The following is a 19,001-nucleotide window of genomic DNA, read 5'->3' on the forward strand; positions in this document are numbered from 1 at the left end:
TTAGATTTTTTAGCTATATCTTTTAACATTCGAGTAATTTTCTGCCAATTTTTGATATTATTCAGCCACTTTTTCATCACATGGATTGAAAAAGGTGCCGTTTCCAAATAGGAAACTCCAGAAGCAACTACACTTGTTTCAGGGTTAATAATGAATAAAGGAAGGGAAATTCATGGCATTTACCAAACTTATTAAAGTTGGTGCTATTGCAGCTGCTGTAATGGGCGCTGGCGCTGTTAACGCTCAAGAGTTCATCACGATTGGTACTGGTTCAGTTACGGGTGTTTACTACCCAACTGGTGGTGCGATTTGTAAACTAGTGAACAAGGGCCGCAAAGACCACAACATTCGTTGTTCTGTAGAGTCTACTGGTGGTTCAATCTACAACGTTAACACCATCCGTGCTGGTGAACTAGATTTCGGTGTTGTTCAATCGGACTGGCAATACCACGGCTACAACGGTACAAGTAAGTTCAAAGACCAGGGCGAATACAAGAAACTTCGCGCTATGTTCTCTCTACATACAGAACCGTTCAACATCATCGCTCGTACTGATGCTGGCATCAACAATGTGTCTGACCTAGCAGGTAAGCGTGTAAACATTGGGAACCCAGGTTCTGGTGACCGTGCAACGATGGGTGTTGTAATGGACGCTATGGGCTGGACTAACGACAGCTTCAAGCTTGCTTCTGAGCTTAAAGGTTCTGAGCGTTCACAAGCACTTTGTGATAACAAGATTGATGCATTCATCTACATGGTTGGTCACCCGAACGGATCAATCAAAGAAGCAACAACTTCTTGTGATGCAAAACTGGTTTCAGCAACAGGTCCACAGATCGACAAGATCGTAGCTGAAAACCCATACTACGCTTACAGCACAGTTCCTGCTGGCATGTACCGTGGTACTGACGCTGACGTAAACAGCTTCGGTGTTGCAGCAACTATGGTAACAACTTCAGACGTTTCTGAAGAAGTTGCATACAACGTTGCTAAGGCAGTATTTGAAAACTTTGACACTTTCAAACGCCTACACCCAGCATTTGCTAACCTGAAAAAAGAAGACATGGTTAAAGCGGGTATCTCTATCCCTCTTCACCCAGGCGCAGCAAAATACTACAAAGAAGTGGGCCTTCTAAAGTAACTCTACTTTAAGCCTACTACACCAATAAGGAGGCTAGCCCTCCTTATTGGCTTTTCACGTTTTATAAAAATAATTTAAGTGAAAAGAACAGCCCTTTAAGTTTCTCCAATTTGGAGGACTTACCTTCGTATCAAGCCTAAGACAAAGACGAACAAAAAACGCATTTCCCTATCCATTCACTACACTAGATAGGAAATAAATAACGTTTGGTTGTTCGTAAGAAAAGGCAGACCATCAATAATAAGGATAAAGTACATGACGCAGACAACATCACCGTCTCCAGATGTGCAAGAAATGGTGGCACAATCAGATACTGGTGCGCGTAGCCCTCGTGGTATCCAAGGCCGTATTTTATGGTTTGTGCCTCTATGTTGGTCACTGTTCCAACTTTGGTATGCATCTCCGCTGCCGTTCATTTTTAACTTCGCAATTTTAAACGACACTGAAGCTCGAGCAATTCACCTTACGTTTGCTATTTTCCTAGCCTTTACCGCTTATCCAGCTATGAAGAACTCGCCTCGGGATCGCATCCCCGCTGTCGATTGGATATTAGCGCTTGTAGGTAGCTTTTCAGCTTCTTATATCTATATTTTCTATACTGAACTCGCTGAGCGCTCAGGCGCGCCAACAACATTCGATATTGTTGCGGCTGTATTCGGTATGGTTTTACTGCTTGAAGCAACACGACGCGCTTTGGGTCCACCTCTTATGGTTGTGGCGGCAGTATTCCTACTTTACACCTTTGGCGGCCCTCACATGCCAGACGTTATTGCCCACAAAGGTGCGAGCCTAAACAAGGCAATGTCGCATCTGTGGCTAACGACTGAAGGTGTATTCGGTGTGGCACTTGGCGTATCAACGTCATTCGTATTCTTGTTTGTACTGTTTGGTGCAATGCTAGAACGTGCCGGTGCCGGTGCTTACTTTATCAAAGTGGCATTCTCACTGCTTGGTCACATGAAAGGCGGCCCAGCAAAAGCAGCCGTTGTAGCGTCTGGTTTATCAGGTCTGGTGTCAGGTTCTTCGATTGCTAACGTAGTAACCACAGGTACCTTTACGATTCCGCTAATGAAGCGGGTTGGTTTCCCAGGCACTAAAGCAGGTGCGGTAGAAGTGGCGGCTTCAACCAACGGTCAGCTAACGCCACCTATCATGGGTGCAGCAGCCTTCTTGATGGTTGAGTATGTGGGCATTTCGTATGTAGAAGTTATCAAAGCCGCGCTACTGCCCGCTCTGATCTCTTACATCGCTCTGATTTACATTGTTCACCTAGAAGCATGTAAAGCAGGTATGACTGGCCTACCTCGTCGCCACACACCAACTATCGTACAAAGCTTACTGTCTTTCACAGGTACCATTTTAGGTCTGTGTGTTATCAGTGCCGCGGTTTACTACGGTGTCGGTTGGACGAAAGATGTCTTTGGCGATGCTGCAACACCAATCGTAACGGTGGCTCTATTAGTAGCTTATGTCGCTCTGGTTCGTGTATCAGCAAAATACGCATCTGAAGGTGGCATGGAAATCGATGCGGATCTCAAAGAAGTTCCGGACCCAGGTCCAACGATTAAATCTGGTTTGCACTTCCTACTGCCTATCGTAGTGCTTGTTTGGTGTCTGACTGTCGAGCGTTTCTCTCCAGGTCTGTCGGCATTCTGGGCGACTGTGTTCATGATCTTCATTCTGATCACTCAGCGTCCTTTAATGACTCTGATGAACAAATCAGACGATCTTGCAGAGCAAACTAAAGCTGGCTTCGTTGATCTAGCAGAGAGCTTGGTATCAGGCGCACGTAACATGATTGGTATCGGTGTCGCGACAGCGGCTGCAGGTACGGTTGTAGGCGTGGTGACTCTAACGGGTATCGGCCTTGTAATGACTGATTTCGTTGAGTTCATCTCAGGCGGTAGCATCATTCTTATGTTGCTATTCACCGCGGTAATCAGCTTGATCCTAGGCATGGGCTTACCAACCACAGCAAACTACATCGTTGTATCAACGCTAATGGCTCCGGTAATTGTTACTCTGGGCGCTGCGCACGGTCTTATCATCCCACTGATTGCGGTGCACTTATTCGTGTTCTACTTCGGTATTCTTGCGGATGACACACCTCCGGTAGGTCTGGCAGCATTTGCCGCAGCAGCTATTGCGAAATCAGACCCGATTCGTACAGGTATTCAAGGTTTTACCTACGATATCCGGACCGCAATCTTACCATTCATGTTCATATTCAATACCCAACTACTGTTGATGGGCATTGATTCTTGGTGGCACTTAGCGCTAACGATTTTCTCTTCGGTTACTGCGGTACTTATCTTTGCAGCAGCAACTCAAGGTTGGTGGTTCACTAAGAACAAGTGGTGGGAAACCATACTGCTTATCGTTCTGACTTTCTCTTTCTTCCGCCCAGGTTTCTGGTGGGACATGATTTATCCAGAGAAAGTTCTTTCGCCAGGAGTTGAGATCGCTCAAATCACAGAAAATTTATCTGTGGGACAATCACTTGAATTGAGAGTAGGTGGCGAAAACTTAGAAGGTAACTATTCTGAGAAGACAGTCCGCCTTCCATTTGAAGATTCTGCGACAACAAGTGAAGACCGCATTGCTTCAATGGGCCTAATGCTGACACAAGCTGACAACAAGATGATTGTTGATATGGTTGAGTTTGGTAGCCCTGCAGAAGCCGCTGGCATTGACTTTGATTGGGAAATTAAATCCGTTATCCAAGATGCAGATCGACCAATGAAAGAGTGGGTATTCTTACCTGCCCTACTGATTTTGATTGGTTTAGCGATGAACCAAAGAAGGCGTGCTCGTAAGGATGAGATTAGCGCGTAATGGATAGAGCCAAGTAGCGCTCTACTCTATTTGGCTTTTTTACTACATGGAAAAGATAATTACAGCGTTTGGTATGTGCTAAGCGCTGCTCAAAAAGAGACGAATACATGTATAGACAAATCCTTGTTCCCGTTGATCTTAACGACAAAGGCTTTTCTGATAAAGCAGTCGAGCTAGCGGTATGGCACGCAAAACACAGCAATGCTGAAGTCCACATTCTGAACGTACTACCGGGCATTCACATGTCGATGGTTGCGTCTTACTTCCCGAAAGATGCAGCGAACCAAATGAAGCTTGATGTGAAAAATCAGCTGAAAGAGTTTGCTGACAAGCACATTGACGATGAAGTGGTGTATAAAGTTCACGTTGCCGAAGGCAAGACTTACACAACGATTCTAGACTACGCAGAAAAACTGGGCGCTGACCTTATCGTGATGCCTAGCCATAAGCGTTCGAAAATCGACAAAGTTGTGCTTGGTTCTGTTGCAAGCAAAGTGGTACAGAACTCACCTATCAATGTATTGGTAGTTAAGCCGCAAGGCTAAATCACTTAATCGACACAACGATCTAAAAAGGTTGGCCTAAAAGCCAACCTTTTTTGTTTTGTGTTCGCACCGTTTAATTCTGCAATCAACTCACTAAATTCTGCGGATTACCCGCGACAAACCCATCAATATTATCGATTAAGATATCAGACAGCTTTTGAATTGAACTGTCACTGCCCCACGCCACATGAGGTGTCAGCAGTAAGTTAGGTAGGTGACTGTTGGCCAATAGTGGGTTCGAGTTGTCAGGTGGCTCTTGTGTAAACACGTCCATGCCAGCACCTGCGATCTCATTACTTTTCAAAGCTTCAACCAAGGCCTGTTCATCGACAAGTCCACCACGGCCAGCATTAATTAACACCGCACTTGGTTTCATCATTGCTAGCTCTCGCTCGGAAATCAGGTTTCGAGTAGCTTTGGTAAGCGGACAATGTAAGCTGATCGCATCCGCTTGCTGCAACACTGTATCAAAAGGCAGATACCCCTCTCGACAAGACTCCGCGCCTTTTCGCTCAGCAAAAATCACCTTCATACCAATCGCTTTAGCTAATATCCCGGTGGCTTGGCCTAAGCTGCCGCTACCCATTAAACCTAATGTGCTGCCTGCAACATCTTGGATTGGATGAGTAAAGAAGCAGAACTGTTTATCCTTTTGCCACTCGCCGGCTTCAATGTCGTGATGGTAGCCAACAAGGTTTCGTTTTAACGTAAACAGCATAGCAATCACATGTTCAGGTACCGACTGAGTCGCATAGCCTTGCACATTAGCCACTGCGATATTGTTACCCTTGCAATAGTCAACATCGACATTATTGACGCCAGTCGCTGACACCGCGATCAACTTGAGTTGTTGTGCTTGAGCTAAATTATCAGCATTGAGCACAACCTTATTGGTGATAACAACATCCGCTCCGGCAACGCGCTCAGCAACGAGTTCTGGAGCAGTAAAGTCATACTCTACCCACTCATGTTCAAAGCTGAGAGGTTTTAAATGGATTTGAGATGGAATGGTGGCTCTGTCGAGAAAGACCACTTTCAACTTCGGCATTGTACGTCCTTGCATTGGTATTGATTTAACCATTCTAAGCTTTTAGCTTGCTGTAGTCTGGAAGCTCTGGCGCAATTTCAAAGTGCTGTTCAATTTGCAGTGATGCTTGAGGGTAAAAGTCACAAGGAACAAAGGCTTTGAAAAGCTGATTGTCAGCCGGATGATAAAAGCTCAGTTCACACGCGTGCAGAGCTAACCTATCACTATAGTTAAACGCATCTGGCGTGGCATAAAACTCGTCGCCAACGATTGGATTCCCTAGTTCCATGCAGTGAACACGTAACTGATGAGAGCGGCCAGTGATCGGCAGCAACTTCAACAATGCCGTTTGAGCCTCTTGTTGCTCCACCACATAGCGAGTCTGTGATGGCTTGCCATCCACGAAGCACACCTTTTGTCTTGGTCGATTTGGCCAATCACAAATGAGCGGCAGATCAATCAAACCTTCTGCTTCTTCTACTGAACCCCATACTCGAGCGTAATAGAGTTTGTGTGTCAGTCGATATTGAAATTGCTTCTTCAAATGACGCTCAGCTTGTTTGTGTTTAGCGAGCAGCATCAATCCCGATGTCGACATGTCTAATCGATGCACGACTTGAATCTCTGGAAATTCGACAACTAACCGACTCCACATGCTGTCGTAATGCTCAGGTAACCTCCCCGGAACAGAAAGCAGGCCTGCAGGCTTGTTCACCACAAGAATATCGTCATCTTGATAAACAATATCAATCCACGGTTCACGCGGTGGTGTGTACTGTTCTAACGCCATTGAAGCCTCTTAATTGCTAGTGAATAAATAATTTACGGTTGATTCGTTTATAAAAAAATACAATTTTCAACATTTTCGTACATAAAAGTTGACGACTTTACAAAACATGGTATTGATAGGGTAACGGATAATAAGAAGTCAGCATCAAAGGAAAAACGATGGACAGTACGGTTAAAACCACCAACACAAAAACACCAACCTCAGCTCCCCTATCAAGTTTAATTAAGTCTCTTGGCCCAGGCATTATGATGGCCGCAGCGGCTGTAGGTGGTTCTCACTTAGTCGCCTCAACCAAGGCGGGTGCGATTTATGGTTGGCAGCTTGCCGCTCTCATTATCCTCGTTAACGTATTTAAATATCCATTCTTCAGAGCCGGCATCCAATACACGCTAGGAACGGGTCAAAGCTTGGTGGAAGGTTACTCTAACCTAGGCCGCCCTTACCTTGTGATCTTTTCGATCTTGAGTGCCATATCTGCGGTCGTGAATACCGCTGCCCTGCTATTATTCAGTGCAAGCCTACTCAGTTACTTTGTTCCTTTCAATTTAGCCACTAGCACCTTGTGCATGATCGTTTTAGCGACCTGTTTGATCATTCTGTTTGCTGGCCATTATCGTGCTCTAGATACACTATCTAAAGCGATCATGGCGATCTTAACCATCACAACCTTAGCTGCTGTTGCGATTGCTATCGGCTCCCCAGTCCAGCCTGATGCTGCTTTTGTTCCGCCATCGCCTTGGTCATTGGCTGCTATTGGTTTTATCGTGGTGACCATGGGTTGGATGCCTGCGCCGATCGAGATTTCAAGCATCACCTCTATGTGGCTAAAAAGCCAAAAAGAGAAGCAGGAAGTGACCGCACAATCAGCACTGTTCGATTTCAATGTCGGCTACATTGGTACTGCATTGCTTGCTTTAGTATTTGTTGCGTTGGGCGCGCTAGTACTTCACGGTTCGGGTGTTGAACTGTCTCGCTCTGGTGTGGGCTTTACTCATCAATTGGTCGGCATCTACGCTTCGACAATTGGTGAATGGTCTCGTCCATTAATCGCTCTTATCGCTTTCTTCTGTATCTTTGGTAGCACGATTACCGTTATCGATGGCTACTCTCGCGTGCTTGCTGAATCACAGCGCCTATTATTCAAAAAAGATTCAAGCCCAAGAATGCTGCAAGGCTGGATCATCATTGTCTCTCTCGCGGCATTAGCGATTGTGATGTTCTTTAGCGCTGCACTGATGCCAATGCTTGATTTTGCGATGGTGCTTGCCTTTGCGACCACGCCATTCTTCGCGCTGCTTAACTTCATCCTAGTGAACAAGGCTAAGCTTCCAGAAGCGCTAGCCATTGGCAGCAAGCTAAAATGGCTGTCTGTCGCGGGTCTTGTTTACCTGTTTGGTTTCTTAGCAGTATTTGTTTGGTGGAAGTGGTTGATGTAGCTCCTCTACCTATACATCTTTCAACAACCAATACAGCTTTCAAACGCTAGATAAAAATAAGGCCTTCATGATGAAGGCCTTATTTCGTTGAAGCATTTCGCTAATTCAAAACTAGTTGTGAGAAACCACAATCAAGCGTAATGAGTCTAGCTGAACCTGAGCTTTGCTGATGTAACCAGTCAGTTCATTGATTTGAGCTTCGATTACCTCTAGCTCTTCATCACGAATATTAGGGTTCACGGCTTTAAGCGCTTGTAGACGCTCTAACTCACCGTTCAGGTTAGTCTGCATATCTCGTTGAGCTTGTTCACGCACTTCTTCCACTTTAGGAAGTACGTGCGTCTCACCCGCTTCGATTAGCTTATGAATCTCACCTTGTACCGAGTTAACTAGCTTGCTCGCTAAGTGACGGTTTACAGGGCTTAATTGACGGTTAAAGCTGTCGAACTCGACCTGAGCTGATAAGTCATTACCACGGCCATCCATCATCAAACGAATTGGCGTCTTAGGTAAGAACTGGCTGATACCGCTGCGTTTCGGCGCTTGCGCATCCACAAGGTAAACCAACTCAAGCAGGATAGTACCCACTGGCAGCGCTTTGTTTTTCAGTAGCGATACCGCTGATGCACCAACACCTTCACTCAGTAGCAGATCGATACCACCCTGAATCATCGGATGTTCCCAGCTAATGAAGTTCATGTCTTCACGAGAAAGTGCAGTATCACGGTCGAATGTGATGGTTGCGCCTTCGTATGGTAAGCCTGGGTAGCTTGGTACCATCATGTGCTCAGATGGCGTCACAACCAGCGCATTCTCACCCTTGTCGTCTTGGTTTAAGCCAATCGTGTCGAACAGGCTCAATGCAAACGTCACTAGGTTAGTATCGCCGTCAGTCGACGCGATCTTTTCTGCAATTTCATGCGCTTTATCACCACCGTTTGAATGCATTTCTAATAGGCGATCACGGCCTTTTTCTAGATCTGATTTCAGGCTTTGATTTAGCTTGGCAGACTCTTCAATCACTTCATCAAGTTGCTCTGTGTTACCAGAAGCCAGCATCTCGATAAGAACATCTGAGTACTTATCGTAAACCGTGCGACCCGTTGGACAAGTTTCCGCAAATGCATTCAGACCTTCATCGAACCAACGCGCAAGAATCGCCTGTGATGTGCCTTTTAAGTAAGGAACATGAATGTCGATATCACGCAGCTGACCAATACGGTCCAAACGACCAATACGTTGCTCAAGCAAGTCTGGGTTGAACGGCAGATCAAACATCACAAGTTGGTTAGCGAACTGGAAGTTACGACCTTCAGAGCCGATTTCACTACAGATAAGAACCTGAGCGCCGCCCTCTTCTTGAGCAAAGTAAGCCGCAGCTTTATCACGCTCTAGAATCGACATGCCTTCGTGGAATACGGTTGCACGTACACCTTCACGCTCACGCAGTGCTTGCTCTAATTGAAGAGCCGTACTTGCACGAGAGGCGATCACTAGGATTTTCTCGCTGCGCTTGTCTTGGATCTTTTCAATCAACCAGTTAACGCGTGAGTCGAACTGCCACCAGCTTGAATCTTCACCTTCAAACTCTTGGAAGATCTCTTCTGGATACAGCATCTTCATAGCACGAGCTTCGGGAGCCATCTTGCCACCGATCATGCCAGATACACGCATTGAGGTTGTGTACTGCGTTGGAATCTCCATCGGCAGTAGGTTCACATTACGCTTAGGGAAGCCTTTGATTGCAGCACGTGTGTTTCTGAAAAGAACACGGCCAGTACCATGGCGATCCATAAGGTTATCAATCAATTCTTGGCGAGCTAAAGCTTGCTCTTCTTCGCTGCTATCACCTTCAATCACACGGAACAGAGGCTCAACATCTTGCTCAGAAAGCAGTTCCGTAATCTGGTTCTTCGCGCTGTTTTCAAGCTTCACGCCGGAGAACAGAGCCGTTACTGCATCTGCAACTGGTGCGTATTGATCTTCTTCTTCAACGAATGCTTCGTAATCGTAGAAGCGATCAGGATCAAGCAGACGCAGACGTGCAAAGTGACTCTCACGACCAAGCTGTTCAGGCGTTGCTGTTAGTAGTAGCACACCAGACGTATTTTCCGCTAAGCCTTCAACCACTTGGTATTCGCGGCTTGGTTTGTCTTGGCTCCACTCAAGGTGATGCGCTTCATCGACAACCAACAAGTCCCACTCGCCTTCAAGTGCTTGCTCGTAGCGCTTACGGCTCTTACGTAGGAAGTCCAAAGAACACAGAACGTATTGCTGGGTATCAAATGGATTGTCCGATTCAGCAAACGCTTCAATACAACGCTCTTCGTCAAAGATAGAGAAATGCAGATTGAAACGGCGCATCATCTCGACTAACCATTGGTGTTGTAGAGTTTCAGGAACCACAATCAGAATACGTTCAGCACGGCCAGACAACACCTGTTGGTGGATGATCATGCCCGCTTCGATGGTTTTACCTAGACCCACTTCATCAGCCAATAAAACGCGCGGAGCGTGACGACGACCCACTTCATGAGCGATGTATAGCTGATGAGGGATTAAGCCAGCACGCATACCACACAAGCCACGCATAGGGCTCTTGTGTTGTTGGTACTGGTTGCTCAGCGCGCGGTAACGCAACACAAAGTTATCCATACGGTCGATTTGACCTGCGTACAGCTTGTCTTGTGGCTTGTTAAAGCGGATCTGGTTACTTAAGAAGATTTCACGCAGAGTGACTTCTGTTTCTTGGGTATCTTCGCGAGTACCTAAGTAGGTTAACAGCCCTTTGTCTTCGATAACTTCTTCGACAGACAGAGACCAACCTTCTTGGCATTCGATGACATCGCCTACATTAAACGTTACTCGGGTTACGGGAGCATCAGTACGTGCATAAACACGGTTTTCTTCTGACGCTGCAAACATTAGTGTCACTGTGCGAGCATCCATTGCTACAACGGTACCTAAACCTAAATCGCTCTCCGTATCGCTTATCCAGCGTTGCCCCAAAGCAAATGTCATGAATCGACTACCTCAATCTTATAGTTGGAATTTGGTCTTCTTAACTGCAGTTTCAAACAAGAACGTTATCGCTCCTGAACTAAAAATATAGCCAAAAATGTCTAGTTTGCAGCCACTTTTTAAGTGCGCTCTCAATAATAAATATCTCGAGAAAATGGTGCAGAAAAAGGTCGCTAATCTTACTCGATGCTGTGATTTAGGTCACGCCTAAAGGAGATGATTTCATGCTTTTTTTCTGTTTTCGCCAGTGCAATCAAACTGTCAAAAATTCATGGTTAATCTATAGGTAGCAGATTGCTGCTCTCAAACGAATACGCCATGTTCACTCGTAACGATATGGTGCTATTCCTCTAGATGAAGTTTAGGTGAGTAGTTGACTATCACCAGAATCAGATACTAATCTTTATATGAGCTTTATCTACGTTCAATGAATGCAAGGCAAGCCGCACGTCGGCAAGGAGATGCTATGGGCGAGACCAACCGGAAGCTATTTGTTTTAGACACCAATATTCTACTTCACGAACCCTTCGCTATATTTTCTTTCCAAGAGCACGATGTCGTTATCCCCATGACAGTGCTAGAAGAACTCGACAGAATCAAAGACAGTAAAAGAGACGTTGCTCGAGACGCAAGAATTGCGATTCGAACGCTCGAAGACCTGTTCAGGGAAGCCACACCAGACCAAATATCGGAAGGCATCCCTTTTTCTAAAGACATAAACGCATCTGGCAGTATTTCAATACTCGCTGACTACGAACTTCAAGAAAGCATCAAAGCCTTCGCCGATGACAAGGCAGGCGATAACAGAATCCTCAACGCAGTCCTCTATCTTCAAAATAAACGCGCGCCACGCGAAGTGGTTCTTATCACTAAAGACATCAACATGCGTTTACGAGCAAAAGGCGCCGGTGTCCGTTTTGTTGAAGACTATCAAACTGACCAACTGATTGATGATATCCAATACCTCACTAAAGGCTTCCAACAACTGGAAGGCTCATTTTGGGATGGTATCGATAATGTTGAGAGCAGAAGTTTAGGCGGAAAGACGCTGCACACCTTAGCAAGAGCGCCGTTCGAGCCAACCTTCCTCAACCAATATGTGATTGATGAAGAAAGTGATTTTGCCGCTCGAGTCGAGGAGATTGAGCCTGAAAGCATTACCCTGAGAGACCTCAGCCGCGAAAGGCTGATGAATCGCAGGGCATGGGACATCACACCAAAGAACGTCTATCAAGGCATGGCGATAGATGCGCTGCTCGACCCTGATATTGATCTGGTGATTCTCACTGGCGCAGCGGGTAGTGGTAAGACGCTGCTAGCCATGGCTGCTGCACTTGAACAAACCATTGAGCGCAAACAGTTCGACAAGATCATCGTAACCCGCAATACGCCTGATATTGGTGAATCGATAGGTTTCCTTCCGGGTACAGAGGAGGAGAAGATGTTGCCTTGGTTAGCCGCAGTGACCGATACGCTGGAAGCGCTGCACAAGAATGACCACTGCACAGAAGGCTCGATGAAATACATCTGTGACAAAGCCAATATTCAGTTCAAATCGATTAACTTCATGCGTGGCCGCTCGATTCAGAATGCGTTTGTGCTTTTGGATGAGTGTCAAAACCTCACCGCTTCACAGATCAAAACCATCATCACCCGTTGTGGTGAAGGTACTAAGATCGTCTGCTCAGGTAACCTAGCGCAGATAGACTCTTCTTACCTAACCCCTGTGACTTCAGGCTTAACCTACATGGTTGAGCGTTTTAAAAACTTCGAAGGCAGTGCCAATATCCACCTCAATGGTGTGGTGCGTAGCCGACTGGCTGAGTTTGCGGAAGAGAACATGTAGTGACTCTATACGCTCACTGAATCCGTAATCTAAAAACAAAAAGCGCCTCACATTGGAGGCGCTTTTCAATTTAATATTTTGAAGTAAGTCTGCAGAGGTTAGTCTGAATTACTCAGTACCACCAACGGTTAGCGAGTCTAGCTTCAATGTTGGTTGACCAACACCCACTGGCACACTTTGGCCAGCCTTACCACACACACCAACACCACGGTCGATGCTTAGGTCGTTACCGACCATAGACACTTGCTGCATTGCTTCGATACCAGAACCGATTAGCGTCGCGCCTTTCACTGGGTGAGTGATTTTGCCATTTTCAATCATGTACGCTTCAGACGCTGAGAATACAAACTTACCTGATGTGATATCAACTTGACCGCCGCCGAAGTTCGGTGCGTAGATACCTTTCTCAACCGTTGCGATGATCTCTTCCGGCGTGTGTTCGCCCGGTAGCATGTATGTATTCGTCATACGTGGCATTGGAAGATGCGCGTATGACTCACGACGACCATTACCTGTCGGTGCTACACCCATTAGACGCGCGTTCAGCTTATCTTGCATGTAACCTTTTAGGATGCCGTTTTCGATTAGCGTGTTGTACTGACCGTTAACACCTTCGTCATCAACGTTCAATGAACCACGTAGATCCGTTAATGTACCGTCATCGACAATCGTACATAGGCTTGAAGTGACTTGTTCGCCAACTTTGCCAGAGAATACTGATGACTCTTTACGGTTGAAGTCGCCTTCTAAACCGTGGCCTACCGCTTCATGCAGCAGAACGCCCGGCCAACCAGAACCAAGAACCACAGGCATTGCACCAGCAGGCGCAGCAACTGCTTCAAGGTTAACTAACGCTTGGCGAATCGCTTCATCCGCAAATTGGTAAGCAACTTGAGTGCCTTTGTCATCACTTAAGAAGAAGTCGTAACCAAAACGGCCACCACCACCAGCACTACCACGCTCACGACGATCACCCTTCTGTGCAAGTACGCTAATAGATAAGCGAACCAACGGACGAATATCACCAGCGTAAGTGCCATCAGTCGCAGCAACCAGCATCTGCTCATGCACACCACTTAGGCTCACCGATACTTCAGTGACCATCGGTTCTTTAGTGCGAATGTAAGCATCTAATGATTTTAGTAATTCTGTTTTCTGCTGTTTTTCCCAACTTGCTAGTGGATTAACTGCATCATAGTAAGCTTGGTTAGAGTTGCGTTTGAACGCTTGAACCTTGCCGTTTTGACCTTGTTTAGCAATACCACGAGCCGCAATTGCGCTCTGCTTAAGGCCATCCAATTGGATTTGGTCAGAGTAAGCAAAACCGGTCTTTTCACCAGATACTGCACGAACGCCAACACCGCAATCGATATTGAAAGAGCCGTCTTTAATAATGCTGTCTTCTAGCACTAAAGATTCGTGCCAGCTTGACTGAAAGTAGATATCAGCATAATCAATTTGGCGGGTAGCAATGCTCGCCAATGTATCTGCGATATTTTGCTCCGTAAGCCCTGTCGGGTTCAGTAGCGCTTCTTCAATTTGATTAATGCTCATAGATGGCTCTTGTTTGTAATTAAAATTGATTGGTAAATCGAGAGTGTTGCGCGATGGGCATATTTTGCCTAATGGACTCGCAACTGGATGTGTCTATCTCAACCACCATACTTTTAGGATCTTGGTCTAACTGTGCGACCACTCGTCCCCATGGATCAACCACCATTGAGTGTCCCCATGTTTCTCTTTGACAAGGGTGTTTTCCGCCTTGTCCTACCGCGACAATCCACGACTGTGTTTCGATCGCGCGGCATCTTAACAGTGCTTCCCAGTGCGCTTGACCCGTTACCGCTGTAAAAGCCGCAGGCACCACAATGATTTGTGCCCCTTGCTTACGTAACTCTGAATACAAGTGTGGAAAGCGCACATCATAACAAATACTCAAACCTAAGCGACCAAAAGGCGTTTCCGCTGTCACAACTTGGTTGCCCGGAGTGAAAATATCGGACTCTCGATAGCACTTATGGGCGTCAGCGACATCCACATCAAACATGTGTAGCTTGTCGTAATGAGTAACGAGGCAACCAAAATCATCAATCACCAAGGTTGTGGTAGTCACACCTTTAGCTGTGCTTATCGGCATACTACCAATAACGATCCAAACTCGATGAAGCTTTGCTAGCTCAGAGATTTTCTTTTGCAGTGAGCCATCATTTAAAGGTTCAGCATACTGGTGATAGTCGGCTTTACTGCCAAAAACTAACGCGTTTTCAGGGCACACAACCCACTTAGCCCCTAACTCTTTGCACTTTGCTACTTCTTGAGCAAGGTAGTCAAAGTTCAATTCAGGGCTAGGGCCAGATGTCATTTGAATCAACCCAACACAATCCATGTGTATCGCTCCTCCATTCATTATGATTCAGAAATCAGCATTTCACCGTATATTAGCTGATTAGGGTACTAGGGTCTTCTCGGCTAATTTAAGGTTTATTCGGCTAATTTTCTCAGCTTCTCTGGTAGCTGGAACTCACCGGAGCTACGAGAAAGCTCGCTCACCGTTGGTGAATCAAGCGGCCCTTTCACCGAGTAATTAACTTGGGTAAAGACTTCAACCACTGGCGAAATAACTGTGGTCACCGCCAATACGTACAGCGCCGTTTGAGGGGTTACCGCAAAGGCCGTTAATACGGGAATACCCGAGGTAATATCTGGGGTAAAGTTCACCTCAGCATCAACCTGACGCGTGTTGAGGTTAGCGATACCTTTGATCTTCATCTCACCGGCGACCGCATCCATATTCAGATCATTGGTCAGGAAGATGCCATTTTGAATCTCGCCAGTGCCTGTGATGCTGTTAAATGCCATACCTTTATCAAACACGTCCGAGAAATCGAGCTGCATCTTACGGATGATCGAATCTAGGCTAAACAGACCAAGCAATCGAGCAGCGCCGCTCACATCCGAGATAATGCCTTTACCAAACTTAGTTTTAACGTTGCCATCAAGAGTATCCATTTTGATCCCCCAAGGCGAGCCGTCCCAGTTTAGTTGGCCTTCCAACGCAAATGGCGCTTTTTGAATCCCGGAAGTAATACCAAAGCGCTCCATGAGTTCGCTGTTGTTTTCACCTTCTACATCAACGGTTAACGATGAATGACTCTTGTCACCTTGCAGTTCCCACCAGCCACTCACATCCGCTTTGTTGCCACCACTTCGAACCTGGATTTTGTTCCACTCGATACGGTCTTCGTTCCTCGTCATTTCAACATCGACCTTACCAACCTTGTAGCCTTGTAGCCAAAAGTCATTCAGCGTCAGGGTCAGGTTTGGCATCGCATCGTGGATCTTTCTATCCAATTTGGAGATCAATGGCGCAGCTTGTTCTTTGCGTTGCAGCAGCTGCTGATCTTGGTTGTTCTTATCACTCCACTCAGGAACAAACAGGTGCAGACGATCCAGTGAAACCGTCAAATCGTAAGGTGGCAGATAGTTAATATCCCCTTCCAGCTCTTGGCTAGACACTTCCATTTGCCACGCTTGTTTGTTCTTGCGAGCACTAAAATCGACATCATTCCAAGAGATACCACCCAAGATCAGCTCTTTACTCTCAAAGGTAATACGGCTTGGCGCAGGTATGGTTGGCGTGTTCATTTGGCTAAGCACAGCCGTTGAAGGCTTGACCGGTTCCATCACAACTGATAACCAATCATCGGCATTGAATTTATCCGTACGAATCAGTGCGTGATGGCCAACAACCGGACTAATTTTATAGCCACCGCGACCAAGCACTAAATTAGTCGCCGTTAACTCTGGCACGTCGCCTGTAATATCAATCTCAGCTTGGTACTTGGTGTTTGGCAATTGCAGGCGCGCGGTAATCGTCTCTTGGTTACCCGATGCTTGTAGCCTTGCAGAGCCACTTTCTAGTGATTTTTTCTCCAAAGGATACGGGTAATCACTCGCCAAGTATTTTAGATCTGATTGTAAGTCTAGTTGGTAGGTAAAGCCGATATCATTCAGCTGGATATCAATCTGGCTTTGCCATTGCGCATGACCTGATAAGCGGCTTAACCATTGCTCACCGATGTAAGGTTCTAGAGGCTTAACGTCCCAATCACCTAACACATCAATATCAACTGCATAGCCAGGACCATCATTAAGGCCCTTAAAATCAAGCGAGATACTTTGGTTAAGCAGATCCGCAGCGAGGCCATTTGCCGTCACTACGTCATTATCAAATTCAATTCGACCCGTGGTGTTCTCAAGCACCATTGGTGGCGCTTCAATCTCAACATGGTTACCACTTAAGTCTGCATAACCCCACGCTCTTGCTTCTTTTTCAGAATCAAACGGAATATTAAGCTGGAACTCAGAAGAGACATCACCACTCACTTGAAGTGCGGTTAACGCTGCGCCTACTGAACCCACCAGTGGCGAAGACGTCATGTAATCGCGCACTGCATTACCTGACGCCGTCGCTTTAGCTTCAATTTCAATATGGCCGCCTTCCCCTAAATAAGGAATGCGTCCTGTGATTCGATCGGCTGTTACATCCATCAATTGAGCGGAACGAGAGTCCAGGTGCATCGCATCATTTTCAAATAGCAGATCAAGCTGAAGATCAGTAATCAGTGGCCACGCGGTATCAAAGCTGAATTTCGCGTCTTCTAAACCAACCCAAACTTGGAAAATACCATCATGATTGGTGTATGGATACTGAGATAAATCACCATGCCACAGCAGTTTTACGGTATCCGCTTTACCCGCTTGAATCGCAGTCGAAAGGTAATCCGTCAAGTCCTGTCCAAGCGCTAGAGTCGGCAGGTAACGCCATGTTTCTCCTACGTTGTAAGCGTCTGCTTCACCGTAAAATGATAAGTAAGGGCTCGCATCTTTAGGGAAGTCTAAGCGGAATGCGCCTAGTACTTGTAAATCTGGCGTTGCTGCTGTGATTTTGTCCGACCACAGTTTCCAGCCGTTTTCATCTTGCTGCCAAACAATATCAACCTGACCTTGTTTGATATTCAAAGGCGCTTGGAAGACATCACCATAAGGGAACACATCGTCAATAACGTGCAGACTGGCTTTGGCTTCCGAAGCCGAACCAAACACACTACCTGACACTTGGCTAAAGCCTGGGACTAATTCCCACTGCTCAATCGCAAGATCAGAAAAGCTGGCTGAATAACGTAAACTGTCGATTCCTGAATCCATAGAGACACGAATATCAGAAACAGAACCGCCCGGTGCCAATACGTTAATCATTTTGGTTGATTGTTCAGAGTCAGGCAGCAGCTTAATCAACGGAGTAATGGTCGCAATATCCAGCTCGGAAACGTTGAGTTGCCATGGACCTTGGTTCCACTTGAACGCTACGTCGAGTTCCGGCCAAGGTGTGTCATCCGTTCTAAGATTTAGTGAGTGACCATTTACTTGCCAGCCATCATCCGTCGGGGACAGCTTAAAGACACCGGACTCAAGCATGAGGTCATGCTCGCCATCTTCGTTCCACGTCAATTCTGAGGGTAAAACCTCAACATAAGCGCTTACTGGTTTGCTATTGCGCAGCGTAAGCCAGCTATTCAAGCTCACTGTACCCGTTTCAATGCCGGATTCCGCCTGCATATAACGAGTTAACCAAGGCTTAACCGAGATACTGTCCGCACTGACATAAAACTCACCCGTCATATCAGTTAACGAGCCGCCATCAATAAAGTTAGCGCTCACTGACAAAGAGTTTAAATTGGCATCTTTAATACTCACCACACCTTCCGCAAGGTGATGTTTACCTGAGTTTTGCCATTTCAGAGTTTCGATATCAAGCTGACGTTCTTCATCAGAGATAGTTCGATATAAAAGAGTGGAATCTTTGGCGGTCACATCCACCAAAGTTTTCAGAAGTAAATTATCGAGCTCTTGTATCACTCGCTTGGAGGAACCGGGATCTTTAGGTTCGTCTTTACCGTTTTGTCCGGCAAACAGATCAATTGAGCGGATATCAAGATACATTTGATTCATGACCAAGTCGGCCACAACCGGGCGCATCTGTACAACCGATTGAATCAAGTCAAACTCGACTTCAACACGCTCGACAGAAAAGCTCACATCTTCAGCATTAGGAAGACTGGCTTTAACGCCTTGCAGAGCAATAGAAGGGTGAGTGTTACGCCAAAAACCGCCCACGTCTTGAATCGAAAAATCAAAACCGGAGTGTTGGTTTACCCAAAGCTCAATTTCAGATTGATACTTGTTTAAATTGGGCAAGGCTACACGCAGTGTAGTAACGGCAATGGCTAGCGTTACTAAGAGAGTAACCACTAACCATAAACATGCACGTAGAATCAGAGTAACGCTTGAGCTCACAAA

11 protein-coding genes are annotated in these 19,001 nt (G+C 46.2%); 5 read left to right on the forward strand and 6 right to left on the reverse strand.

Features of this window, described 5'->3' with window-relative positions; genetic code table 11:
• Positions 1–172 precede the first annotated feature (172 nt).
• From MSG38_RS18655 to MSG38_RS18665, 3 genes are all read left to right on the forward strand, one after another.
• On the forward strand, positions 173–1,141 hold the full coding sequence (locus tag MSG38_RS18655; RefSeq protein ID WP_017061374.1) for a TAXI family TRAP transporter solute-binding subunit: 969 nt from the start codon (positions 173–175) through the stop codon (positions 1,139–1,141).
• 255 nt (positions 1,142–1,396) lie between these two features.
• Positions 1,397–3,976 (forward strand): TRAP transporter permease, encoded by a 2,580-nt coding sequence (locus tag MSG38_RS18660; RefSeq protein ID WP_248402382.1) that lies wholly within the window; start codon positions 1,397–1,399, stop codon positions 3,974–3,976.
• A gap of 107 nt (positions 3,977–4,083) precedes the next feature.
• Positions 4,084–4,521: a universal stress protein gene (locus tag MSG38_RS18665; protein ID WP_048609641.1), complete on the forward strand. Its 438-nt coding sequence runs from the start codon at positions 4,084–4,086 to the stop codon at positions 4,519–4,521.
• 85 nt (positions 4,522–4,606) lie between these two features.
• Here MSG38_RS18665 and MSG38_RS18670 read toward each other — a convergent pair whose 3' ends face one another.
• Positions 4,607–5,569, reverse strand: coding sequence for a D-2-hydroxyacid dehydrogenase (locus MSG38_RS18670; protein WP_248402383.1), 963 nt, complete (start codon positions 5,567–5,569; stop codon positions 4,607–4,609).
• A 34-nt stretch (positions 5,570–5,603) separates the two neighbouring features.
• Positions 5,604–6,338, reverse strand: a complete 735-nt coding sequence (gene rluA / locus MSG38_RS18675) for a bifunctional tRNA pseudouridine(32) synthase/23S rRNA pseudouridine(746) synthase RluA (protein WP_248402384.1) — start codon at positions 6,336–6,338, stop codon at positions 5,604–5,606.
• Between the two features lie 158 nt (positions 6,339–6,496).
• Here rluA and MSG38_RS18680 point away from each other — a divergent pair, with 158 nt between their 5' ends.
• Complete coding sequence (locus MSG38_RS18680; RefSeq protein ID WP_248402385.1) at positions 6,497–7,774, forward strand: divalent metal cation transporter; 1,278 nt, start codon at positions 6,497–6,499, stop codon at positions 7,772–7,774.
• 111 nt (positions 7,775–7,885) lie between these two features.
• Here the strand turns inward: MSG38_RS18680 and rapA are convergent, their stop codons facing one another.
• Complete coding sequence (gene rapA, locus MSG38_RS18685; RefSeq protein ID WP_017062952.1) at positions 7,886–10,795, reverse strand: RNA polymerase-associated protein RapA; 2,910 nt, start codon at positions 10,793–10,795, stop codon at positions 7,886–7,888.
• Positions 10,796–11,261: 466 nt separating this feature from the next.
• On the opposite strand from rapA, the gene MSG38_RS18690 reads away from it, so the two are divergent.
• Entirely contained in the window at positions 11,262–12,641 is a 1,380-nt protein-coding gene (locus MSG38_RS18690) for a PhoH family protein (RefSeq protein ID WP_017062953.1), read from the forward strand.
• A gap of 108 nt (positions 12,642–12,749) precedes the next feature.
• Here the strand turns inward: MSG38_RS18690 and tldD are convergent, their stop codons facing one another.
• The 3 genes from tldD to MSG38_RS18705 form a co-directional block, all read right to left on the reverse strand.
• The gene (gene tldD / locus MSG38_RS18695; protein WP_017061366.1) at positions 12,750–14,195 is read right to left on the reverse strand and encodes a metalloprotease TldD; all 1,446 of its coding nucleotides are present in this window, start codon (positions 14,193–14,195) and stop codon (positions 12,750–12,752) included.
• 19 nt (positions 14,196–14,214) lie between these two features.
• Complete coding sequence (locus MSG38_RS18700; protein WP_248402386.1) at positions 14,215–15,027, reverse strand: carbon-nitrogen hydrolase family protein; 813 nt, start codon at positions 15,025–15,027, stop codon at positions 14,215–14,217.
• A 95-nt stretch (positions 15,028–15,122) separates the two neighbouring features.
• A complete protein-coding gene (locus MSG38_RS18705) occupies positions 15,123–18,998 on the reverse strand; it encodes a YhdP family protein (protein ID WP_248402387.1) in 3,876 nt (1,291 codons plus the stop codon).
• Positions 18,999–19,001: the final 3 nt, after the last annotated feature.

Origin of the sequence: Vibrio sp. 1CM24A, from assembly GCF_023161725.1 — a bacterium.
GTDB classification, from domain to species: Bacteria; Pseudomonadota; Gammaproteobacteria; order Enterobacterales; family Vibrionaceae; genus Vibrio; species Vibrio coralliirubri.